Below are 21,394 nucleotides of genomic sequence, written 5' to 3'. Positions count from 1 at the left end.
TGCAGGCGGCGGCGCGGGCGGCCCGGGCCCGGGGGTCGGCGGGGGCGGGCGGCCGGGGGAGACCGGGGGCGGGGCGATCGGCGGTGCGGGCGGCGGCGCGCGGTGCCCGGTCGGGCCGGGACGGTGCGCGGGCACCGGTCTCGGGGGCGGATCCGGCGTCCGCGCACCGCCGGGTCGGTCCAGGCCGGTCCAGGCCGGTCCGGCGGCCGTGCGGCGGCGGCCGTGCGGCGGGGGCCGGGGTGGGCGCCGGGGTGGGCGCCCGGGTCAGTCCCGGTCGGCCCGGTACTTGCGGACCAGGAGCTGGATGCGGGCGAGCAGCATGGCGTCGGCGTCCTCGGTGTCCAGGCCGAAGGTCTTGCGCAGCCTGGCGAGTTGCTGGCTGAAGGTGGTGCGGGGCATGTCGAGCGAGTCGGCGGCCGGGCCCTTCTGCTCGTGGTGGCTCAGGTAGGCGGACAGCAGCTTCAGCGGGGGGTGGCCGGTGCGCGGTTCGACCTCCGCGAGCCGGGACACCGAGGTGCGCACCGGCAGCGGCAGCCCGTCCACCGTCTCGATGATCTGGCGCAGGGCGACCGCGTCGGCGACCTGTTCGACGGTGGCGCAGTCGGGTTCGGGCGTCTTGCGGAGGAACAGCAGCCCGCCCAGGGCGAGTTCGGCGGACCGGCGGGAGCGGGCGGCGTCGTCCAGCCGGGCCTGGACCGGGCCGATGCCGACCGGTACCCGGACGCCCAGCCGGGCGGTCAGGTCCGCGGACAGCAGGCGGCCGTAGTCGGTGACCTGGGTCCGGGCCTCGGCCGGGGTCTTCGCCAGACCGCCGAGCAGGACCAGGACGCCGCGCTCGGCGGGGAGGACCAGGTGGCCGCTGCCGGGGCGGGGCCGGCACAGGCGCACCGCCCGTTCCAGCTCGGCGCGGCGGCCGTCGCCCACCGGGCCGGGCGCGCCGACGGCCAGGACGGCGCAGTGGGCGTCGGCGGGGATGCCGCTGTGCCCGGCGAGCAGGGCGCCGGAGCCCGGGCCGTCGAGCACCGCGCGGGCCGCGCCGAGCAGCAGGGCGTGCCGGGCGCCGTGGTGCGTGTGGTGGTGCAGCAGGTGGGCGGCGGCGGTCTCGGCGGCGGCCCGCAGGACGTCGACGGCCCGGCTCTCCAGGGCCTTCCCGGTGATCGCGGCCACCCAGATCGAGCCGAGGCGCATGCCGCCGGCCTGCACCGCGACGGCCATCCGCTCCGGCACGTCCCCGTCGGGGAGGCGGTGCAGCACCCGGTTCGAGGACCAGAGCTGCTTGAAGAAGCCGTCCTGGTTCATCGCCCGGCGCCGCTCCTCGGGGACGGCGCCGGTCAGGACGGTCCAGAGCCGGATCCGGTCCAGGTCGATGCTCTCGGCGTGGTGCGCGAGGACCCGGGAGTCCGGGTCCTCGATGGTCACCGCCCCCTCGACCTCCCGGGCGATCTGGCGGGCCAGGCCGCCGAGGTCGCCCAGCAGCACGTTGCCGTGGTCCGTGACCGGGCTCTCCAGGGCGGCCCGCAGGGTGGCGACCACGGTCTGCCAGTCCGTCCAGGCGGCGCGCAGCAGCAGGGCGGTTCCGGCCCGTTCCGCGATCCCGCCCAGCCGTTCCCGGCGGGCCCGGTCGGCCACTCCCCGCAGCACCACGGCCGTCACCCGGTCCGCGCCCGCGTCGCGCAGCAGGTCCTCGGCGGCCGCCGAGCGCGGGTCGACCCCGATCGCGACCAGGACGGTCCCGGCCCGGTCCGGGCCCGGGGCGTCGAGCGGGTCGAACACCGACAGGTGCCGGACGGGGGCCAGCGGGTCCGGTGCCGCCACCGGGTCGACCAGGGTGTCGGTCAGGGCGAGCAGCCTGGCCAGGGTGCCCGCCCGCAGTGCCGATCTGTTCCACGCATCCTCGACCATCGGGCCGCCTCCCCGGAACGCACGCATCTCTGACTGATGGTCAACTCCGGTCGGGCCGACCCGAGTCGGGCCATCGTAGGGCCGCCCCCGGCGGCTGTCACCGTCCGTCACGGGCCTGCGGCGGGGCGGGGCGCGGTCCGGGGGCGGGAGAAAAACCCGAGGTGGGAGCGGGTACGAACGGGTTGGGGTGGGCGCGTCCTCGTCGGAGGGTTGGCGTCCGCGATCGGGCGGACGGTCACGGTCAAGGGGGCGACACGCTGCGGCTGCAGAGCAAGGTGCGGTTCGTGGTGGTGCGGGACCACACGGGGGCGGTGCAGGTCACCCACCGGCGCGGGGGCGAGGGGGACGCGCTCGACGGACTGCTGCGCGGGCTGACGGTGGAGTCGGCGGTGGTGGTGACCGGCCGGGTGGTGGCCAACCCGGTGGTGAAGCTGGGCGGGCTGGAGATCGTCCCGGAGCGGGTCGAGGTGGTGTCGGCGGCCGAGCCCGGGCTGCCGATCGGCGCGGAGACCGGCCCGGAGCAGCGCGCCAACTGGCGCTTCCTGGACGTCCGGCGCCCGGAGCGGCGGCTGGTGTTCGAGGTGCCATGGACACCGGACCCGAGGGCCCGCTCGGCCGGTGCCTGGACTGCTTCCGGTACGGCATGCCGCCGCACGGCGGGTTCGGCCTCGGGCTGGCCCGGGTGCTGATGCCGGCCCTCGGCCTGCCCTCGATCCGGGACGCGGTGTTCCTCTTCCGCGGCCCGAGCCGGCTGGAGCCGTATGGCCGGCGGGCGGGCGGAGGCGTTCGGACGAGGGCCGTCGGCCCGCCTGCCGAGTGCCGTCCGGCCCACGGCGGTTCAGCGCCCGGTGCGGGTCGAGCCGGGCGGCCACAGGACGTCCACCGGCAGCCCGGCGGCCCGGGCGGCGGCGACCATGTCGGCCGTCCCGCCCGGCCCGTTGCCCGGCCCGCCGTCCCAGACCGCGACCAGGCGGTCGGCGAGCAGCAGCAACCGGTCATTGGCGGCGACGTACGCGGCCGGGTCGAGCCGGGCCGCGGGCAGCACCACCACCCGGTGCGCGGCGGCGCGCAGCCGGTCGAACGCGGCGCGCTCGGCGGCGGTGGCCCCCGGACCCGGGTGGCCGGGGCCGGGCAGGACAGCGACCAGGCGGCCGCCGCGGGCCAGCACGGCGTCCGCGAACAGCGTGTCGGCGCCCGGCGCCAGGCAGGAGACGCCGGTCAACTCCGCCGCCGGGCAAGGGACGAGGAGCGCGTCCAGGGCGGCGCGGACGGCACGGGAGGTGGCCGGGGCGAGGTCCAGGTGCCCGGTCACGGCGATCACGGGCATGTGGCGGGCGCTCCCCGGGCCGGTCGTCGGTGCGGTGCCCCCGATCCTGCCAGTACGGGCCCGGCCGGGAGGGCGTTCCGGTGCGCGGGGAGCCGGCCCGGATCCGCCCGAAGGCCGTTGTGCCGCACGGGAGTCGGGGCCCTTCCGGTCGTGGGCCGACGGTGTGCTGGACAGCGCGGACCGGCCGCCCGACAATCACGCTATGGCCGCTCAGGAGTTCAGTACCCAGCTCGCCCGCCCCTCGCAGGCCGAGCGGGACAGCGCGCTGGAGGTGCTGCGGGACGGGGTCGGCAGCGGCCGGCTCTCGCACGACACCTTCATCCGCCGGATGGAACTGGTGCTGACCGCCCGCAGCCGGGCGGAACTCGCCGAGGTGGTCGGCGACCTGCGCACCTACGGGCCGGTCTCCCGGGCGCTGCTGCGCGGCGTGGCCAAGGTCTCCGCGCTCCAGGTCCGGCTGCGGCAGACCTGGCACGCCGAGCAGCTGACCAGGCTGCGGCTGCCCGACCCGGGCGTCCGGCGGCTGCGGATCGGCCGGATGACCGGCTCCGACCTCCGGCTGGGCGACTCGACCGTCTCCCGGCACCACGCCGAGCTGCGCTTCGAGGCCGGTGGCTGGGTGCTGTACGACCTGGGCTCCAGCAACGGCACCTTCGTCAACGACCGCCGGGTGGCCGGCGGCACCGCGGTCCGGGCCGGCGACCGGCTGCGCTTCGGCCGGCTGGGCTTCCACCTCACCGCGGACTGAGCGGGACGGCTCCGGCGCCCCGCCGCGGTGTGGCGGAAATCAATTTTCCTTAGACTCGGTAATGACGTAGTCTAATGACATGCCCGAGATGTCCGAGGACGACCTGCTGGCGGTAAGCCAGCTGCGGTCGTCCGCGATGCGCCTGGCCCGACGGTTGCGACACCAGCGGGTCGAGGAGTCGCTGAGCCCCACCGAGATGGGGGTGCTCGGCACGCTCGCCCGCTGCGGCAAGGCGACACCAGGTGAGCTGGCCCGCAAGGAGCACGTCCAGCCGCCGTCGATGACCAGGATCATCGCGATGCTGGAGGAGAAGGGCCTGGTGCGGCGCGAGCCGCACCCGGAGGACCGCCGGCAGGTGGTGGTCAGCAGTACGGAGCAGGCCGAGGAGATCCTCAACGAGTCCCGCCGCCGGCGCAACGCCTGGCTGGCCCAGCTCGCCGAGGGCCTCGACGCGGAGGAATGGGAGCGGCTGAAGGCCGCCGCGCCCGTGCTCTACAAGCTGGCCAACATGTAGCCGACCCGGTCCGGACCAGTCCGGCACCGGCCCGACCCCGTCCAGCACCCGTCCCGGGCGAACGAAGGAGAACCGCATCACCGCAGCACCCACCAGCGCCACACACCGCGCCGCGACCGGACGACCGGCCGCGGCGCGCCGAGGGGAGACCACCTTGACACCGCCGGCCGCCCGCGCCGCCGCGATCCGCACCGCGACCATCCGCACCGACCTCCGCACCGACCCCCGGCGCCTGACCACCCGCCCCGCGGGCGCGCGCCACGACGAACCGCTCACCGACGAAGCGGCCGCCACCGAGACCGCGCCCACCGGCGCCCCCGCCGCCCAGACCCAGGCACCCGCCCCCACGGGCCTGCCGGGCAGCGGCGACGACGACCCCGAGCATCCCACCGCGGCGGAGACCCCCGCCGCTCCGCCGGGCCGGTTCAGCCGCCCGGGAGGGATGTTCTCGTCCCTGCGCATCCGCAACTACCGGTACTACTTCGCCGGACAGGTGGTCTCCAACACCGGCACCTGGATGCAGCGCATCGCCCAGGACTGGCTGGTGCTCAGCCTCACCGGCAGCCCGTTCGCGGTCGGCATCACCACCGCCATGCAGTTCCTGCCCATGCTGCTGCTCGGCCTGTGGGGCGGCGTCCTCGCCGACCGGCTGCCCAAGCGCCGCCTGCTGATCGCCACCCAGGGCGCGATGGGCCTGCTCGCCGCCGGCCTCGCCCTGCTCACCATCACCGGCACCGTCACGCCCGTCGCGGTCTACCTGTTCGCGCTGCTGCTCGGCCTGGTCACCGTGGTCGACAACCCGACCCGGCAGGCGTTCGTCAGCGAGATGGTCCCCGCCAAGGACCTCGCCAACGCGGTCAGCCTGAACGCCGCCAACTTCCAGACCGCCCGCCTGGTCGGCCCCGCCGTCGCCGGCGCGCTGATCGCCGCGGTCGGCAGCGGCTGGGCGTTCGCCGTCAACGGGATCTCCTTCGTCGCGGTCATCGGCGGCCTGCTCGCCATGCGCAGCAGCGAACTGCGCCCCGTCGAGCGGATCGCCCGCCGGCGCGGACAGCTCCGCGAGGGCCTGAGCTACGTCCGGGAACGCCCCGAACTGCTCTGGCCGATGGTGCTCGCCGGGTTCATCGGCACCTTCGGGTTCAACTTCCCGACCCTGCTCTCCGGCTTCGCGCACGACACCTTCCACGTCGGCGCGGGCGCGTACGGCCTGCTCAACACCGCAATGGCGGTCGGCTCGCTCACCGGCGCCCTGCTCGCCGCCCGCCGCGGCGCGCCCCGGCTGCGCCGCCTGGTGTTCGCCGCGCTCGCCTTCGGCACGCTGGAGGTACTGGCCGCGTTCGCGCCCGGCTACTGGACCTTCGCGCTGCTGCTCACCCTGATCGGCGTCTTCGGCCTGACCTTCAACACCTCGGTCAACTCGGCCCTGCAGCTCGGCACCGACCCCGAGATGCGCGGCCGGGTGATGGGCCTGCTGGTGCTGGTCTTCACCGGAGGCACCCCGATCGGCGCCCCGCTGGTCGGCTGGATCACCGCCCAGTACGGCCCGCGCCTGGGCCTGCTCGCCTGCGGACTGGTCTCCGCCGCCGCGGCCGGCGTGGTCGCCCTGGTCCTCGGCCGGATCAGCGGCCTGCGGCTGCGCCTGGACCTGCACCCGGTGCGGACCCGCGGCCGGGTGTTCTCGGTGGTGCAGAAGGACGACCTGGCGACCGCCTGCTAGGCCATGGGGCAGGGGCGGGGTGGAGCCGGGCCCTCCGGTACGGACCGGTGCGGCCTCCGCCCCGTCCCCCCGGCGGGCCGGGGGTGTGCGGCAGGATGGCGGGATGAGGCTCTTCGTCGCCGTGAACCCCCCGGCCCGCGCCAGACGGGAACTCGCCGACGCCGCGGCGCCGCTGCGCGAACTCCCCGGCGCGGACCGGCTGCGCTGGACCGAACCCGCCGGATGGCACCTCACCCTGGCCTTCCTGGGCGAGGTGCCGGCCGACGAGGTCCCCGCCCTGGAAGGGGCCCTCGCCCGGCTGGCCGGCGAACACCCGGCCCACCGGCTGCGGCTGGCCGGCGGCGGCACCTTCGGCGAACGGGCCCTCTGGGCGGGCGTCGAGGGCGGGACCCGCGCCCTGCGGGCCCTGGCGGCGGCCGTGCGGCGGACCCTGGACGTCGAGGACGGGGAACACGGCTTCCAACCGCACCTGACCCTCGCCCGCTCCGGCACCACCCGGGGACGGAGACCGGACGGGCCGGGGCAGCTGAGGACGATGGCCGCCGCGATGCGGGACTTCCGCGGCACCGAGTGGGCGGCCGAGCGGATCCAACTGATGCGCAGCGAGCCGGGCTACGGCCCGGCCCGCTACACGGTGGTGGAGGGCTGGCCGCTGGGCGACCCGCTGCGCTGAGGCGGGACCGTGGCGCGGGGAACCGCGCGTCAGCGTGGTCGCGGGACAGGGCGAGTTCGTGTCCTGCGTCGTGGTCCGGCTGGGCGTGCCCGGTGGGCCGCGCGGTTCCCCGCGCCCCTGGTGGTGCGTCCCCCGGGCGGTCAGCCGTTGATCTCCGGGGTCTCGCGGAGCTGGACGCGGGACGGGTCGGTGGGGCCGAGTTCGAGGAGGGTGAGGGTGTTGGGGCCGGGGTGGAGGAGGGGGGCGGGGCAGTAGAGGGTGTGCTGGGGGCCGCGGGCGTCGTAGCGGCCGAGGAGGAAGCCGTTGACCCAGAGGTAGCCGTGGTGGCCCTCGGGGACGGCGAGGAAGGCGTCGCCGGGGGCGTCGAGGTGGAGGGTGCCGCGGGCGAGCGTCTCGGGGGCGGGGGTGCCGGGGCCCCAGGCGGTGGTGTGGGGGAGCGGGTCGAGGGCGAGCGGTTCGGCGTGCCAGCCGTGCACGTACTGGCGTTCGTGGCGGACGCCGGTGACGCCCTTGGTCTCGCCGGTCCGCGGGCCGTAGTTGACCCGGCCGAGGGATTCGACGAGCAGGCTGATCCGGGCGCCGCCGCCCGCGGTGACGGGTTCGGCGGGCACGCCGCGTTCGAGGGCGGCCACGGGTTTGCCGTCCACCCGCAGGCCGGCCCGGTCGCGCAGTCCTTCGACGGTGAGCGGGAGTTCGGGGCTGGCGGCGGGGAGCGTCGCGGTGTAGCGGACCAGGCCGTGCTCCAGGCCGAGTTCTTCGAACAGCGGCGGGACGGGGGAGGCGACGGCGGGGCCGAACGGCAGCTCGGCGTACTCGTCGAGGATCACCTCGCGGGCGGCCAGCACCGGTGCGGGGGAGGGGAGTTCGGGGGTGCGGTTGTCCAAGTAGCGGACGAGTTCCGGCTGTTCGGCGGCGAAGTCGGCGATGACCTGTCGGAAGGCTTCGAACTTGGCGGTGGGCAGGCCGCGTTCGTCGAGCGGGGCGTCGTAGTCGTAGGAGGTGGTGGTGGGCTGGTAGGGGGAGTGCGTCCAGTCGGTGGAGTTGAACGGTGGGTCGGCGTGGTTGGCGCCGGCGGTGGTGCCGAAGTTGGTGCCGCCGTGGGCCATGTAGAGGTTGACCGAGCCGCCGGCGGCGAGGATGCGGCGCAGGGTGTCGGCGGCGTCGGCGGCGTCCCGGGTGTGGTGCGGCCGGCCCCAGTGGTCGAACCAGCCGTTCCAGTACTCCATGCAGAACGGCGGGTCCTCGGGGCGGTGGCGGCGCAGTGCGGCGAAGGCGCCCTCGGGGTCGGAGCCGAAGTTGACGGTGGCCAGCACGCCGGGGACGGTGCCGGCCGCGAGCATGTGGTCCTCGGGACCGTCGGAGGTGAACAGCGGGACGGTGACGCCCCGCTCCCGCAGGCCGCGGGCCAGGTGGGCGAGGTAGTCGCGGTCGCTGCCGAAGGCCCCGTACTCGTTCTCGACCTGCACCATCAGCACGGTTCCGCCGGGTCGGCCCCACTGGCGCTCGACCACCCGGGGCAGCAGGACGTCGAAGAACGCGTCCACGGCGGCGAGGAACCCGGGGTCGCCGGTGCGGGCCCGGCGGCCGAGCCGGGCGGTGAGCCAGCCGGGCAGGCCGCCGTTGTCCCACTCGGCGCAGATGTAGGGGCCGGGCCGGACGATCGTCCACAGGCCCTGCCGGTGCGCCTCGTCGAGGAACGCGTCGAGCTCGTCGAGCCGGGCGTACCGCCCGGGAGCGGGCTCGTGCAGGTTCCACGGCACGTACGTCTCCACCGTGTTCAACCCCATCGCGCGCGCCGCCGCCAGCCGGTCGGGCCACTGTTCGGGGCGGCTGCGGAAGTAGTGCACCGCACCGGACAGGATGCGCAGCGGTCGGCCGTCGAGGCGGAAGCCGTTCGAGTCGTAGGTGAGCATGCCCCTAGCCTGCCCAACGGTGCCGGGGTCAGCCCCGGAGACATGCGCGGCGGGGCGGAACGTCGGGACGAGCGCCCTGTGTGCGGGGCGGGGCGTTCGACCGATTACCCTCGGAGGGTGGACCCGAAGACTCGTATGCGGATCGTCACCGGCGCGTTCGTCCTGCTGCTGGTCGTGGTGATCATCAGCGCGATCGTGCAGAAGTAGCGGCGTCCCCGTCCGGCGTCGGCGGGGTGGTGCGCAGGCGGCTGATCATGCCGGGGGCGGCGAGGCCGGGCAGCAGCGTCCGCCACAGGGCGGTGAGGCGTTCGGGCAGGTCGGCGCGGTCGGTGTAGACCTGGGACATCACCCGGACGCCGGTGAAGGCGGCGATGACGACGTCCGCCGCCTCGTCGGGGTCGAGGCCGGGCAGGGTCTCGCCGCGTTCGGCGGCGTCGGCGAGCAGGGCCCGGACGACGGCGCGGGACTGCTCGTACGGGGTGACGGCGGGCCGGGTCAGCGAGGTCCGTTCGACGGCGAGGCGGACGGCGGCGCGCAGGACGACGTCGGTGCGCAGGCGGTCGGCGAAGGCGAAGCCCAGGTCGATGACGGACTGCAGCCGGCTGGCGTGCTCGGGGACGGCGGTCAGGGCGGCGCCGTGGGCGTCCAGGACGGCGAGCGCGATGGCCTCCTTGGACGGGAAGTGGTGGTAGAGCGCGCCCCTGGTCAGGCCGGTGCGGGCGAGGATCTCGTTGGTCCCGGCGGCGTCGTAGCCGCGCAGGTCGAAGACCTCGGCGGCGGCCTCCAGGATGGCCTGCCGCGAGCGGATGCCGCGTTCCTGCTTCGTCACTCCGGTCTCCTCCTGCGGTGCCGGGCCGACGCCTTGCATGCCGACCGGTCTGCATCCTAGTGCTGAGGCCCACCGGGCGTCGGAGGGCGATGTTCCGGTCCGGGGTCGGTACGCCGGAGATCGGGAAAGCGCGATTTCCATACAAGTCTGTCGGTATTCTGGGCGGCGGAGCGGCCCGACCGGCGGGCCGTCGGGGATGAGGGGGCGGTTGCCATGGAGTACACCCGGCTCGGCCGCAGCGGGCTGACGGTGTCCCGGCTGGTGCTCGGCACGATGAACTTCGGGACGGAGACGGACGAGCGCGAGAGCCACGCGGTGATGCAGCGGGCGCACGAGCACGGCGTCAACTTCTTCGACACCGCGAACGTCTACGGCACTCGCCCGGGCGAGACCTCCACCGAGGAGATCATCGGCCGCTGGTTCGCCGGCGACCCGGAGCGCCGGGAGCGCACCGTGCTGGCCACCAAGGTCTACCTCCCGACCGGCTCCGGGCCCAACGGGGGCGGCCTGTCCGCGCTGCACGTCCGGCGGGCGGTGGAGGCGTCGCTGAAGCGGCTGCGGACCGACCGCATCGACCTGTACCAGATGCACCACGTCGACCGGAGCACGCCGTGGGAGGAGGTCTGGGAGGCGTTCGGCGTGCTGCGCCGGCAGGGCAAGGTGCTGTACTTCGGCTCCTCCAACTTCGCCGGCTGGCACCTCGCCCAGGCCCAGGAGGCGGCCCGCGAGCGGCACTTCCTCGGCCTGGTGGCCGAGCAGTCCCGGTACAACCTGATGACCCGCTGGGCCGAGCTGGAGGTGCTGCCCGCGGCCCGGCACTACGGCATCGGCGTGATCCCGTGGGGCCCGCTGAACGGCGGCCTGCTCGCCGGGGTGCTGCGCAAGCGGCGGGAGGGCACGGCGGCCCGCGGCGGCGGCGGTCACTCGGCGGCCGCGCTGGACGCGCACCGGGGCACGCTGGAGGCGTACGAGGAGCTGTGCGCGCGGGCGGGCGCCGATCCGGCGCACGTCGGGCTGGCCTGGCTGCTGGCCCAGGAGGGCGTCACCGGCCCGATCATCGGCCCGCGCACGGTCGGGCAGCTGGACGGCGCGCTGGCCGCGCTGGAGCTGAAGCCGGACGCGGAACTGCTGGCCGAGCTGGACCGGCTGTTCCCGCCGCCCGGTCCGAACGGCGGCGGCCCCGCGCCGGAGGCGTACGCCTGGTGAGCGGGCGGGGCGGGGCGGGGGCGTCAGGCGCCGGGCTCGGTGAAGACCTCGGGGGCCTCGTTGTCCAGCACCACCCGTTCGAGCAGCGCGGTCAGCGTCCCGCGCTGCTCGGCGTCCAGCCCGAAGGGGAGTTCGTCGACCCGCCGGCAGGCCGCGGCGTAGAAGCGCTCGGCCATCTCGCCGCCCAGTTCGGTCAGGGCGACCCGGACGGCCCGGCTGTCGCGCGGGTCGTCCTCGCGGCGCACCAGCCCGTGCCGCTCGGTGCGGTCGACCAGGCCGGTCAGGCTGGACTTGGCGAGGCCGAGCACCGCGGAGAGTTCGCCCATCCCGTACGGGCGGGCCGTCAGGACGCAGAGCAGTTGGCCCTGCTGCGGCGTCAGCCCGTGCTCCCGGCCGGCCTGGGTGTAGGCGGCGTCCACCAGGAAGGAGGTCCGGACCAGGGCGGTGACCAGGTTCATCGGGCCCGCTTCGAACTTCGCCATCCGGCGAGCGTACCACGGGGAAGGCGGTAGTTCGTGGTACGAATAAAGATTCCCGGGAGGCTGGTAATTCGTACTGCGAACAACTATGTTCGTAGTGCGAACCAAGAGGGGCGCGGAGCCACGGGAGGGTGGAGTCATGAGTCGTACCGTTGTGGTGGTCGGCGGGGGCTACGGGGGCGCGGCGGTCGCCAAGGCGCTGCAGGCCGAGGCGGACGTGGTGCTGGTCGACCCGCGGGAGGCGTTCGTCAACGTGGCCGGCTCGCTGCGCGGCCTGACCCGGCCGGACTGGGCCGGGAACCTGTTCTTCCCCTACCGGACGCTGCTGACCGAGGGGCGGGTGGTCCGGGACCGGGCGGTGTCGGTCGACCCGGGCGGGGTCACGCTGGCCTCCGGCGAGCACCTGCCCGCCGACTACCTGGTGCTGGCCACCGGCGCCCGGTACCCGTACCCGGCGCAACCGGCCGCCGACACCGTCGACGGGGCGCTCGCCGACCTCCGCGCCTCGCACCGCGAACTGGCCGGGGCGCGGCGGGTGCTGGTGCTCGGCGCGGGGGCGATCGGCCTGGAGCTGGCCGGGGAGATCAAGGAGGTCTGGCCGGACAAGCGGGTGGTGCTGGTCGACCCGGTCGAGGAGCTGCTGCCCGGCTTCCTGCCCGGGGTGGCCGACGACCTGCGCCGCCAGCTGGACGCACTGGGCGTCGAACTGCGGCTCGGCACCGGCCTGGTGGAGCCGCCGCCCGGCGAGAGCGGCCGGGCCGGCGAGTTCACCGTCACCACCACGGCGGGCGAGCGGCTGACCGCCGACCTCTGGTACCGGGCGTACGGGTCCGGCGTCGACGCCGACTACCTGGCCGACGGCAAGCTCACCGCCCGCACCGCGCGCGGCAAGGTCGAGGTCACCGAGCGGCTGAGCCTGCCCGGCCACCCGCACGCGTACGCGATCGGCGACCTGGCCGACCTGCCGGAGGCCGACATGGCGGGCTTCGCGATGCGGCACGCCGAGGTGGTGGCCAAGAACATCGCCGCCCAGCTGCGCGGCGAGCAGCCCGCCGAGGTCTACCGCCCGCTCGGCCACCCGATCATCCTGCTGCCGCTCGGCACCACCGGCGGCGTTGGCCAACTCCCCTCGCCGGACGGGCCGTTCGTCACGCCGGTCGAGGCGGTACGGGACCACAAGGGCGCCGACCTGTTCACCGGGCGCTTCCTCGACCAGTTCGGCCCGAACGCGGCCGCGGCCGAGGCCGGTGCGGTCTGAGGGCCGGACCCGGCCCGGAACGCCGGGAGGCCCCGGCCCGCTCGCGCGGACCGGGGCCTCCCGGGAAGGCGTCGGATCAGTCGTTCAGGTGCTCGACCACGTAGTCGATGGCGCCGGTGAGCTTCTCGACGTCCGCCGGGTCGACCGCCGGGAACATCGCGACGCGCAGCTGGTTGCGGCCCAGCTTGCGGTACGGCTCGGTGTCCACGATGCCGTTGGCACGCAGTGCCTTGGCCACCGCGGCGGCGTCGACCGAGTCGTCGAAGTCGATGGTGCCGACGACCTGCGAGCGCTCCTCCGGCTTGGCCACGAAGGGCTGCGCGAAGGAGGACTTCTCGGCCCAGGAGTACAGGATCGAGGAGGACTCCGCGGTGCGGGCCACCGCCCAGTCCAGACCGCCCTGGCCGTTCAGCCACTCCAGCTGGTCGGCCAGCAGGAAGAGGGTGGTGATGGCCGGGGTGTTGTACGTCTGGTCCTTCGACGAGTTGTCGATCGCGGTCGGCAGGTCGAAGAACGGCGGGATGTACCGGCCGGAGCCGGCGATCTCCGCGGCGCGCTCCAGCGCGGCCGGCGAGAAGCTGGCCAGCCAGAGGCCGCCCTCGGAGGCGAAGGACTTCTGCGGGGCGAAGTAGTAGACGTCCGTCTCGCGGATGTCGACCGGCAGGCCGCCGGCGCCGGAGGTGGCGTCGACCAGGACCAGCGAGCCGGCGTCCGCGCCCTCGGGGCGGCGGATCGGCATCGCGACACCGGTGGAGGTCTCGTTGTGGGTGAGGCCGTAGACGTCCACACCCGCCTCGGCCACCGGCAGCGGGTGGGTGCCCGGGGCGGTCTTGATCACCGTCGGCTCGGCCAGCCACGGGGCGGCCTTCACGGAGGAGGCGAACTTGGAGGAGAACTCGCCGAAGTCGAGGTGCTGCGACTTCTCGCGCACCAGGCCGAACGCGGCGATGTCCCAGAACGCGGTGGAGCCGCCGTTGCCGAGCACGACCTCGTAGCCCTCCGGCAGCGAGAACAGCTCGGCGACGCCCTGGCGGACGCGCTTGACGAGGTTCTTGACCGGGGCCTGGCGGTGGGAGGTGCCCAGCAGGGAGGTTCCGGTGGCGGCGAGGGCACTCAGGGCCTCGGGGCGCACCTTGGAGGGGCCGCAGCCGAAGCGGCCGTCGTTGGGCAGATTGTCGGCGGGGATCTGAATCTGAGCCACACCCGCACCCTATCCCCCGGACGCGCGGCGGCGGTACGCCCGTCCGGCCGCTGAGACGTGATCTTGGCCGCTCCGGACAGGCCGCACCGGGGCGCGTGACCCCTGGTCAGGGGGTGTGCGCGCGCCCGGTGACGGCCGTGCCGGGGCTGACGTGACGTCAGCCTTTCACCCGGAAGTGGGTCAGCCGGCGATCTGCTCCCAGCCCTCGATCTCCTGCGGCTTGCGGGCGGCCGGGCCGGTGTAGCGGGCGGCCGGGCGGACCAGCCGGCCGGTGCGCTTCTGCTCCAGGATGTGCGCCGACCAGCCGGCAGTGCGGGCGCAGGTGAACATCGAGGTGAACATGTGCGCCGGGACCTCGGCGAAGTCCAGCATGATGGCGGCCCAGAACTCGACGTTGGTGGCCAGCACCCGGTCCGGGCGGCGGTTGTGCAGCTCCTCCAGGGCGGCCTTCTCCAGCGCCTCGGCGATCTCGAAGCGCGGCGCGCCGAGCTCCTTGGCGGTGCGGCGCAGCACCCGGGCGCGCGGGTCCTCGGCGCGGTAGACCCGGTGGCCGAAGCCCATCAGGCGCTCGCCCTTGTCGAGGGCGTTCTTCACGTAGCCGGCCGCGTCGCCGGTGCGCTCGATCTCCTCGATCATGCCGAGCACCCGGGACGGCGCGCCGCCGTGCAGCGGGCCGGACATCGCGCCGACCGCGCCGGACAGCGCCGCCGCGACGTCCGCGCCGGTGGAGGCGATCACCCGGGCGGTGAAGGTGGAGGCGTTCATGCCGTGCTCGGCGGCCGAGGTCCAGTACGCGTCGACGGCCTTGACGTGCTTCGGGTCGGGCTCGCCGCGCCAGCGGATCATGAACCGCTCGACGATCGTCTCCGCCTTGTCGATCTCGCGCTGCGGGACCATCGGCAGGCCCTGGCCGCGGGCCGACTGGGCCACGTAGGACAGCGCCATCACGGCGGCCCGGGCGAGGTCGTCGCGGGCCTGCTCGGCGGAGATGTCCAGCAGCGGCTTGAGGCCCCAGACCGGGGCCAGCATGGCGAGGGCGGACTGCACGTCGACCCGGATGTCGCCGGAGTGGACCGGGATCGGGAACGGCTCGGCGGCCGGCAGGCCGGGGGCGAACTTGCCGTCCACCAGCAGGCCCCACACGTGTCCGAAGGAGACCTGGCCGACCAGGTCCTCGATGTCCACCCCGCGGTAGCGCAGCGCCCCGCCCTCGCGGTCGGGCTCGGCGATCTCGCTCTCGAAGGCGACTACACCCTCAAGGCCGGGTACGAAATCCGACATCTGAACGGCTCCTTCAAATGATCCGACGGCGGCGCGCGGCCGTGGTGGGGCGGCGCGCCGGTGGCCGATGGTGATTGGCACTCGGTGTCAGACTGACAGGCACGGAGTGCATTGCGCCATACACCACGACGGTGATGTTTCCCCCACGGGCCGCTCCGGCCCGTCGTCTCCGGCGTCGTCGGCGGATCCTCCGGGGCGCACCGGGCGACGGCCGGACGGTTCCCCGGGCGGCGGGTGCCGAAGCGGTGGCGAGCCACCCTACTCCCGGCCGTCGGCCGGGCGGGGCGGCGCCCGGCGCTTGTCGTACGGAATGATGGGGGCGTGCCTACCGCGGAACGCCGTCCGAGCGCCGAGTCCCTGCCCGCTGGATCCGCCCCCTCCACCGGATCCGCCCCGCCCCCGGGGCCCGACCCGGCCGCGATGCGCGAGCACTACCGGCACGAGGGCCTCACCGAGGGGCAGCTCGCCGCCGACCCGTTCCAGCAGTTCGCCCAGTGGTTCCACGAGGCGCGCGAGGCGGGCGTGCCCGAGCCGAACGCGATGGTGCTCTCCACCGCCGACGCCGAGGGGCTGCCCTCCGCGCGCACCGTCCTGCTCAAGGGCTACGACCCGCGCGGCTTCGTGTTCTTCACCAACTACGGCTCCCGCAAGGGCGCCGACCTGGCGGCCAACCCGAACGCCGCGCTGCTCTTCCCGTGGATCGTGCTGGCCCGCCAGGTCATCGTCACCGGCCGGGTGGAGAAGGTCGGCCGGGACGAGACCGCCGCGTACTTCCGCACCCGCCCGCACGGCTCCCAGCTCGGCGCCTGGGCCAGCGAGCAGTCCAGCCCGGTGGCCGGCCGCGAGGTGCTGGAGCAGCGGTACGCCGACCTCGCCGCCCGGTACCCGGAGGGCGAGGGCGTCCCCGTCCCGCCGTTCTGGGGCGGCTACCGGGTGGTGCCGCGCACGGTCGAGTTCTGGCAGGGGCGGGAGAACCGGCTGCACGACCGGCTACGCTTCGTCGCCGCGGGCGAGGGCGCCGCGGGCGGGGGCGCCGCGGGCGGGGGCGCCGCGGGTGCCGCGCCCGGGGGGTGGCGGGTCGAGCGGCTCTGCCCCTGAGGCTCCCCTGCCGCAAAGCTGACCGTTCGTCAACTCCAGGCGGCCGCAAGTACTCCAGGGGGAGTACGTTGGTAAAATTGAGTACGTTTGAGGCGGCGGACAGTGGGTAGCGCGGCGTAGACTTCCGCGCGGGTGAGTCCCGTCAAAAGGATGCCGGGGCCTCCGTTGTGGGCGCCCGTCGTCCGGGCGCAGAAACGAGTCATCATGGTCGCCGCCACCAAGCCCGCCGACAGCGCGCGCGCCGAGGAGTCCGCCCCCTCGCTGGCAGCCCTGGCCGCCCTCGGCACCGAGGAGCTCGCCGCGGGCCTGCACCGGGCCCTCCCGGGCGGCGAGTCCGGGCAGGTGGCCGTGGCCGCGTTCAACTCCTCGATCTGACCGGCCCGGAACCGAGCCGGACACGACGTTCCACCTGATCACCCGTGCCCCCCGCGCCGCGCCCGCCCGTCCCGTTCTCGCAGTACGTCATCAAGGTCCACGGCCGCTGTGACCTGGCCTGCGACCACTGCTACGTCTACGAGCACGCGGACACCAGTTGGCGCGGCAAGGCGCGGGTGATCGACGAGGCGGTGCTCGCCCGCACCGCCGAGCGGATCGCCGAGCACGCCCGCACCCACCGGCTGCCCGCCGTCCACGTGGTCCTGCACGGCGGGGAACCGCTGCTGGCGGGCCCGGCCCGGCTCGGCCGGGCGGCCGAACTGCTGCGCGCCGCGCTGCCCCCCGGGTGCGCCCTCGACCTGCGGATCCACACCAACGGGGTGCGGCTGAACACCCGCCACCTCGACCTGTTCGCCGAGCACGGCATCAAGGTCGGCATCTCGCTGGACGGCGACCGGGCGGCCAACGACCGGCACCGCCGCTTCGCCGACGGCCGCAGCAGCCACGCCAAGGTGCTCGCCGCGGTCGGCCTGCTGCGCCGCCCCGAGTACCGGCACCTGTACGCGGGCCTGCTGTGCACCATCGACGTGGAGAACGACCCCGTCGCGGTGCTGGACGCGCTGGTCGCGCTGGAACCGCCCCGGGTCGACTTCCTGCTCCCGCACGCCACCTGGGCGGACCCGCCCAAGCGCCCGGACGGGCTCGGCCCGACCCCGTACGCGGACTGGCTGCTGGCGGTGTACCGGCGCTGGGAGGAGCTGGGCCGCCCCGTCCCGGTCCGCACCTTCGACTCGATCCACCGCACCCTGCGCGGGCGCTCCAGCCTGACCGAGTCGCTCGGGCTGGACCCGTCCGACCTGGTCGTGGTGGAGACCGACGGGTCCTTCGAGCAGGCCGACAGCCTGAAGACCGCCTACGACGGCGCGCCCGAGACCGGGTTCACGGTGTTCGAGCACAGCCTCGACCAGGTCGCCGCGCACCCCGGCATGGTGGAGCGGCAGTCCGGGCTGGCGGGGCTGGCCGAGGAGTGCCGGGCCTGCCCGGTGGTGCGCTCCTGCGGCGGCGGCCTCTACGCGCACCGCTACCGGGCCGACGACGGCTCCGGCTTCCGCAATCCCTCCGTCTTCTGCGGGGACCTCTTGAAGCTGATCACCACCGTCCGCGACCGGACGACGCCCACCGCCGCCGTCCCGGCCCAGGACCCGCCCGGCGCCGCGCTGACCGACCGCCAGCTCGACGAACTCGCGGCGGGCTACGGCGGCGCCGACACCGTCCGGGCCCTGGCCGGGGCCCAACTCGGGCTCACCCGGCGGCTGGTGGCCGCCGTCGCGACCGCCTCCCCGGCCTGGGAGCTGGTCACCTCGCTGGACGCCGGGGACGGCGCCGCGCTGTCCGCGGTGCTGACCCACCCGTACGTCCGGGCCTGGGCGGTGCGCTGCCTGGCCGGTCCGGGCTCCGGCGGGGCGGGCTCCGGCGGTCCGGGCTCCGGCGGGGCGGACCCGGTCGGGGCGGACCTCGGCGGGGTGGCCGAGCTGGCCGCCGCCGCCGCGCTGCGGGCCCGCCGCTCCTTCGAACTGCCGCTGCCGGTCCGGGCCGGGGCCGTCCACCTGCCCACCCTGGGGCGGGTGCTGGTCGGCGGCGCGGGCGAGGCCGTGCTCACCGGCGACCCGGAGGGCTTCGAGGTCGGCGGCGTCCGGACCGGCTGGGACGCCCCGGGCGACGGCCGCTGGCAGCCGGTGCGGCGGGTCGCCCTCGCCGACGGCTGGACGGTCGCGCTGGAGGACACCGACCCGCAGCGCGACAGCCACCAGTGGCCGGTCGCCGAACGCCTGGACGAGGCCGAACTACGCGCCTGGAGCGGCGCGTTGCGGGAGGCGTGGGAGCTGATCGGCCGCGACCTGCCGGGCTACGCCCCCGGCATCCGGGCCGGCCTGTCCACCCTCACCCCGCTGCGGCCCGGGCCCGCCGGGCGGGACGTCTCGGCCGCCGCCCGGCAGGCGTTCGGCGCCGTCGGCATCGCCCGCCCGGCCGCCGCGCCGACCCTCGCCCTGCTGGTCGCCCACGAGTTCCAGCACGTCAAGCTGGGCGCGGTGCTCGACCTGCACGACCTGTACGACCGGACCGACCAGCGGCTGTTCCACGCCCCCTGGCGGCCCGACCCGCGCCCGCTGGAGGGCCTGTTCCAGGGCACCTACGCGCACCTCGCGGTCACCGAGTACTGGGCGGCCCGGGTGCGGGTGCTCGCCGACGGGCCGGAGCGCGAGAACGCCCGCTTCCAGCTGGCCGGTTGGCGCTCGCACACGGTCGGGGCGATCGAGGAGCTGACCGGCTCCGGCGCCCTCACCCCGCTCGGCGAACGCTTCGCCACCGGCATGCGCACCGCCGTCGAACCCTGGCTGGCCGTCCCGGTCGGCCCGGCCGCCGAGGCGGCGGCCCGGGCGGCGGCCGCCGAGAACCTGGCCCGGTGGCGGGCCCGGGTGGCCGCGGGGGCGGGCTGACGGAGCCGCCACCGGCCCGGCGGTTGGGAACGGACTCCCGCTGGGCAGGGTGGTCGGTGACCGGCCGCCGTCGTGGCGGCGCGACCGCTGTGCGTTCCAGGGCCGTGCACCGGCCCGTGGCTGTGGGAGGTCCCGTTGTACGCCGTCTCGGAACTCGTCGCGGACCTGGACCGGCTGGGCGTCCGGCCGGGGGAGACCCTGCTGGTGCAGGCCTCGCTGCGGGCGGTCGGGCCGGTGGCGGACGGCGTGCACGGGGTGGTGCGGGCGCTCAGGGGGGCGCTCGGGGCGGACGGCACACTGGTGGTCTACACCGCTACGCCCGAGAACTCCCGCACCTCCTCGTACTACCGGGCCGCCGTGGCCGGGCTGACCCCCGCCCAACTGCGCGAACACCACGACCGCATGCCCGCCTGGGACGCCGCCGACACGCCCGCGTCGCCCACCATGGGACGGCTCGCCGAGGAGGTCCGGCTGCTGCCTGGGGCCCGGCGCAGCGGCCACCCGCAGACCTCCTTCACCGCGATCGGCCCGCGCGCCGGGGAGCTGACCGGGCGGCACCCCTGGCACAGCCACCTCGGCGAGGACTCGCCCGCCCACCGGCTCTACGAGGGCGGCGCCCGCTGCCTGATGATCGGCGTCCCGGTGTGGTGCTGCACGCCGCTCCACCTGCTGGAGTACTGGCAGCCGGACCGCGAGGAGCAGCAGTACCGGTGCGTGGTCCGCACCCCGGACGGCGGCCGGGAGTGGCGCTCCTTCACCGGGACGCGGCTGCACGACGAGCACTTCCCGGAGATGGGGGAGGTGCTCGCCGCGGGCCTGCCCGAGCTGATCGCGACCGGCCCGGTCGGCGACGCCCGCTGCCACCTGATGCCGATCCGCGAAGCGGTCGACCTCGCCGACAAGTGGTACCGGAACAGGCAGAGTTGACGTTCGATCAGGTCGCGGCCCTATTCCATTCGGACCGCCGGTCTTCCTACACTTGAGTCCCTTTCGGGGGAACAGGGACAGGCGGGCTCGGGGGAGGCGCGTGTGAGCAGCGGTGCGGGCCAGGGGAAGGACGCGCCGCGGCCGTACTTCTTCCTCAGCTACGCGCACACGCCGCGGATCAATTCGCGGGGCGCGGCCGACCCCAACCTGTGGGTGGCGAAGCTCTACCAGGACCTCTGCGAGGCGATCCTGCAGATCACCGACGTGCCCTCGGGGCACCCGGTGGGGTTCATGGACCGCTCGATGCACCAGGGCCAGAAGTGGGCCGAGCGGCTCTCCCGGGAGCTGGCCACCTGCCGGGTGTTCGTGCCGCTGTACTCGCCCCGCTACTTCAAGTCCGAGGCGTGCGGTAAGGAGTGGCACCTGTTCAGCCGCCGCTCGGTCTACCAGCGCCGCCCCACCGCGGAGCGGATGACCGGCATCGTGCCCGCCCTGTGGGTGGCGATGGACCACTACCAGCTGCCCCGGGTCGCCGGCGAACTCCAGTTCAGCCACGACAGCTTCGGCCCCGACTACGCCGCCGAGGGCCTGTACGCGCTGATGAAGATCGACGAGTTCAGCTCGCAGTACCAGGCCGCGGTGCTGAAGCTCGCCCGGCGGATCGTCGAGGTCGCCGAGCAGACGGTGATCCCGATCGGCCAGGTGCTGGACTTCGAGTCCCAGCCGTCCGCCTTCGACCAGCCCGACAGCGGCGACCAGGTGCGGATCTCGGTCTTCTCCTACCAGCAGCGCGAACTGCCGCCCAACCGCAACGCGGTCTGGTACGGCGAGCAGCGCACCGACTGGCAGCCCTACCGGCCGGACTCCTCCCGGCCGCTCTCCCAGGACGCCGCCGACATCGCCCGCAGCATGGGCTTCCAGCCCACCGTGGGCGAGTTCGAGGACGAGACCGAGCACCTGCTGGGCGGCGAGCGGCCCGCCGGGCCCAGCGTGCTGCTGGTCGACCGGTGGGCGTTCCTGGACGGCCGGCGGTCCGAGGCGGTGCGCCGGCTCGACCGGCGCAACCTCGACTCGGTCGCCGTCATCGAGCCCTGGAACCGCGACGACCAGCAGAGCCGCGACCACGAGCGGATGCTCAACGAGCTCGGCGACAGCGTGCTGGCCGTCAGCCGCGGCGCCCGGCAGCGGCCCAGCCTGCGCGACGAGGGCGCCGGCGGGGCCCCCGGCAGCATCGAGGAGTTCCGCGGCGAGATGGAGCGCGCCGTGATGCGCGCCTGCACCGCCCACGAGCAGCACCACCGCGGCCGCCCCGAGAGCGGCCCGGGCGAGCGCAGACCCAGCATCGGGCCCTGAGCCGGGCCCGGGACGGCACCTGCAGGACACCGGACGGTCGGGACTCCGGCCGGTGAGCACGGCGTGCGCACCACGACGGGCACCAAGGGCCCGGG

General features: G+C 75.1%; 18 protein-coding genes and 2 pseudogenes. 13 read left to right on the top strand and 7 right to left on the bottom strand.

The window, feature by feature from the left end:
* Positions 1–264: 264 nt before the first annotated feature.
* Entirely contained in the window at positions 265–1,902 is a 1,638-nt protein-coding gene (locus ABD345_RS20275) for a CdaR family protein (RefSeq protein WP_344553777.1), read from the bottom strand.
* Between ABD345_RS20275 and ABD345_RS40315 the strand changes: the two are divergent.
* Together ABD345_RS40315 and ABD345_RS40310 are read left to right on the top strand one after the other, a co-directional pair.
* Positions 1,806–2,363: pseudogene (locus ABD345_RS40315) on the top strand (OB-fold nucleic acid binding domain-containing protein); the annotation flags it as partial. The gene ABD345_RS20275 and the pseudogene ABD345_RS40315 sit on opposite strands and share 97 nt — an antisense overlap.
* A 125-nt stretch (positions 2,364–2,488) precedes the next feature.
* Positions 2,489–2,578, top strand: a pseudogene (locus ABD345_RS40310) (hypothetical protein); the annotation flags it as partial.
* A gap of 162 nt (positions 2,579–2,740) precedes the next feature.
* Here ABD345_RS40310 and ABD345_RS20265 read toward each other — a convergent pair.
* On the bottom strand, positions 2,741–3,229 hold the full coding sequence (locus ABD345_RS20265) for a hypothetical protein (protein ID WP_344553775.1): 489 nt from the start codon (positions 3,227–3,229) through the stop codon (positions 2,741–2,743).
* Between the two features lie 202 nt (positions 3,230–3,431).
* Here ABD345_RS20265 and ABD345_RS20260 point away from each other — a divergent pair, with 202 nt between their 5' ends.
* The 4 genes from ABD345_RS20260 (at position 3,432) to thpR (ending at position 6,881) form a co-directional block, all read left to right on the top strand.
* Positions 3,432–3,977, top strand: a complete 546-nt coding sequence (locus ABD345_RS20260) for an FHA domain-containing protein (RefSeq protein WP_344553773.1) — start codon at positions 3,432–3,434, stop codon at positions 3,975–3,977.
* A 79-nt stretch (positions 3,978–4,056) separates the two neighbouring features.
* Positions 4,057–4,491, top strand: a complete 435-nt coding sequence (locus ABD345_RS20255) for a MarR family winged helix-turn-helix transcriptional regulator (RefSeq protein WP_344553772.1) — start codon at positions 4,057–4,059, stop codon at positions 4,489–4,491.
* Positions 4,492–4,645: 154 nt separating this feature from the next.
* On the top strand, positions 4,646–6,208 hold the full coding sequence (locus tag ABD345_RS20250) for an MFS transporter (RefSeq protein WP_344553771.1): 1,563 nt from the start codon (positions 4,646–4,648) through the stop codon (positions 6,206–6,208).
* Between the two features lie 103 nt (positions 6,209–6,311).
* Complete coding sequence (thpR, locus tag ABD345_RS20245) at positions 6,312–6,881, top strand: RNA 2',3'-cyclic phosphodiesterase (protein WP_344553770.1); 570 nt, start codon at positions 6,312–6,314, stop codon at positions 6,879–6,881.
* A 140-nt stretch (positions 6,882–7,021) separates the two neighbouring features.
* Here the strand turns inward: thpR and ABD345_RS20240 are convergent, their stop codons facing one another.
* Both ABD345_RS20240 and ABD345_RS20235 read right to left on the bottom strand, forming a co-directional pair.
* Positions 7,022–8,794, bottom strand: a complete 1,773-nt coding sequence (locus ABD345_RS20240; RefSeq protein WP_344553769.1) for a glycoside hydrolase family 35 protein — start codon at positions 8,792–8,794, stop codon at positions 7,022–7,024.
* 184 nt (positions 8,795–8,978) lie between these two features.
* Entirely contained in the window at positions 8,979–9,623 is a 645-nt protein-coding gene (locus ABD345_RS20235) for a ScbR family autoregulator-binding transcription factor (RefSeq protein ID WP_344553768.1), read from the bottom strand.
* A gap of 213 nt (positions 9,624–9,836) precedes the next feature.
* Here ABD345_RS20235 and ABD345_RS20230 point away from each other — a divergent pair, with 213 nt between their 5' ends.
* Positions 9,837–10,829, top strand: a complete 993-nt coding sequence (locus ABD345_RS20230; RefSeq protein ID WP_344553767.1) for an aldo/keto reductase — start codon at positions 9,837–9,839, stop codon at positions 10,827–10,829.
* A 23-nt stretch (positions 10,830–10,852) separates the two neighbouring features.
* On the opposite strand, the gene ABD345_RS20225 is transcribed toward ABD345_RS20230, so the two are convergent.
* Positions 10,853–11,311: a MarR family winged helix-turn-helix transcriptional regulator gene (locus tag ABD345_RS20225; protein WP_380274347.1), complete on the bottom strand. Its 459-nt coding sequence runs from the start codon at positions 11,309–11,311 to the stop codon at positions 10,853–10,855.
* 136 nt (positions 11,312–11,447) lie between these two features.
* Between ABD345_RS20225 and ABD345_RS20220 the strand changes: the two genes are divergently transcribed.
* Positions 11,448–12,566, top strand: a complete 1,119-nt coding sequence (locus ABD345_RS20220) for an NAD(P)/FAD-dependent oxidoreductase (protein WP_344553766.1) — start codon at positions 11,448–11,450, stop codon at positions 12,564–12,566.
* A 76-nt stretch (positions 12,567–12,642) separates the two neighbouring features.
* Here the strand turns inward: ABD345_RS20220 and serC are convergent, their stop codons facing one another.
* The gene (gene serC / locus ABD345_RS20215; protein ID WP_344553765.1) at positions 12,643–13,767 is read right to left on the bottom strand and encodes a phosphoserine transaminase; all 1,125 of its coding nucleotides are present in this window, start codon (positions 13,765–13,767) and stop codon (positions 12,643–12,645) included.
* Positions 13,768–13,947: 180 nt separating this feature from the next.
* Positions 13,948–15,048, bottom strand: a complete 1,101-nt coding sequence (locus ABD345_RS20210; RefSeq protein ID WP_344553763.1) for a citrate synthase 2 — start codon at positions 15,046–15,048, stop codon at positions 13,948–13,950.
* Positions 15,049–15,468: 420 nt separating this feature from the next.
* Between ABD345_RS20210 and pdxH the strand changes: the two genes are divergently transcribed.
* The 5 genes from pdxH to ABD345_RS20185 all read left to right on the top strand — a co-directional run bounded on the left by pdxH (position 15,469) and on the right by ABD345_RS20185 (position 21,299).
* The gene (gene pdxH / locus ABD345_RS20205; RefSeq protein WP_344553782.1) at positions 15,469–16,146 is read left to right on the top strand and encodes a pyridoxamine 5'-phosphate oxidase; all 678 of its coding nucleotides are present in this window, start codon (positions 15,469–15,471) and stop codon (positions 16,144–16,146) included.
* A gap of 204 nt (positions 16,147–16,350) precedes the next feature.
* Positions 16,351–16,521 carry an FxSxx-COOH cyclophane-containing RiPP peptide gene (gene fxsA, locus ABD345_RS20200; protein ID WP_344553762.1) on the top strand — a complete coding sequence of 57 codons (171 nt, stop codon included), beginning with the start codon at positions 16,351–16,353 and terminating at the stop codon, positions 16,519–16,521.
* Positions 16,522–16,565: 44 nt separating this feature from the next.
* The gene (locus ABD345_RS20195; protein ID WP_344553761.1) at positions 16,566–19,019 is read left to right on the top strand and encodes an FxsB family cyclophane-forming radical SAM/SPASM peptide maturase; all 2,454 of its coding nucleotides are present in this window, start codon (positions 16,566–16,568) and stop codon (positions 19,017–19,019) included.
* A 135-nt stretch (positions 19,020–19,154) separates the two neighbouring features.
* A complete protein-coding gene (locus ABD345_RS20190; RefSeq protein WP_344553760.1) occupies positions 19,155–19,946 on the top strand; it encodes an AAC(3) family N-acetyltransferase in 792 nt (263 codons plus the stop codon).
* 102 nt (positions 19,947–20,048) lie between these two features.
* The gene (locus ABD345_RS20185; protein WP_344553759.1) at positions 20,049–21,299 is read left to right on the top strand and encodes a TIR-like protein FxsC; all 1,251 of its coding nucleotides are present in this window, start codon (positions 20,049–20,051) and stop codon (positions 21,297–21,299) included.
* The last annotated feature ends 95 nt before the right edge of the window (positions 21,300–21,394 follow it).

The sequence above is a fragment of the Kitasatospora saccharophila genome (genome assembly GCF_039529925.1).
In the GTDB taxonomy this organism is placed as follows: Bacteria; Actinomycetota; Actinomycetes; order Streptomycetales; family Streptomycetaceae; genus Kitasatospora; species Kitasatospora saccharophila.
The sequence above is the reverse complement of the archived record's forward strand: the minus strand, read 5'-3'. Positions and strand labels throughout refer to the sequence as shown.

Excerpts from the sequence above, each read along its gene's own strand:
- ABD345_RS20275 (WP_344553777.1), bottom strand. The coding sequence starts at position 1,902 with ATGGTCGAGGATGCGTGGAACAGATCGGCACTGCGGGCGGGCACCCTG.
- ABD345_RS20265 (WP_344553775.1), bottom strand. The coding sequence starts at position 3,229 with ATGCCCGTGATCGCCGTGACCGGGCACCTGGACCTCGCCCCGGCCACC.
- ABD345_RS20260 (WP_344553773.1), top strand. The coding sequence starts at position 3,432 with ATGGCCGCTCAGGAGTTCAGTACCCAGCTCGCCCGCCCCTCGCAGGCC.
- ABD345_RS20255 (WP_344553772.1), top strand. The coding sequence starts at position 4,057 with ATGCCCGAGATGTCCGAGGACGACCTGCTGGCGGTAAGCCAGCTGCGG.
- thpR (WP_344553770.1), top strand. The coding sequence starts at position 6,312 with ATGAGGCTCTTCGTCGCCGTGAACCCCCCGGCCCGCGCCAGACGGGAA.
- ABD345_RS20240 (WP_344553769.1), bottom strand. The coding sequence starts at position 8,794 with ATGCTCACCTACGACTCGAACGGCTTCCGCCTCGACGGCCGACCGCTG.
- ABD345_RS20230 (WP_344553767.1), top strand. The coding sequence starts at position 9,837 with ATGGAGTACACCCGGCTCGGCCGCAGCGGGCTGACGGTGTCCCGGCTG.
- ABD345_RS20225 (WP_380274347.1), bottom strand. The coding sequence starts at position 11,311 with ATGGCGAAGTTCGAAGCGGGCCCGATGAACCTGGTCACCGCCCTGGTC.
- ABD345_RS20220 (WP_344553766.1), top strand. The coding sequence starts at position 11,448 with ATGAGTCGTACCGTTGTGGTGGTCGGCGGGGGCTACGGGGGCGCGGCG.
- ABD345_RS20210 (WP_344553763.1), bottom strand. The coding sequence starts at position 15,048 with ATGTCGGATTTCGTACCCGGCCTTGAGGGTGTAGTCGCCTTCGAGAGC.
- pdxH (WP_344553782.1), top strand. The coding sequence starts at position 15,469 with ATGCGCGAGCACTACCGGCACGAGGGCCTCACCGAGGGGCAGCTCGCC.
- fxsA (WP_344553762.1), top strand. The coding sequence starts at position 16,351 with ATGGTCGCCGCCACCAAGCCCGCCGACAGCGCGCGCGCCGAGGAGTCC.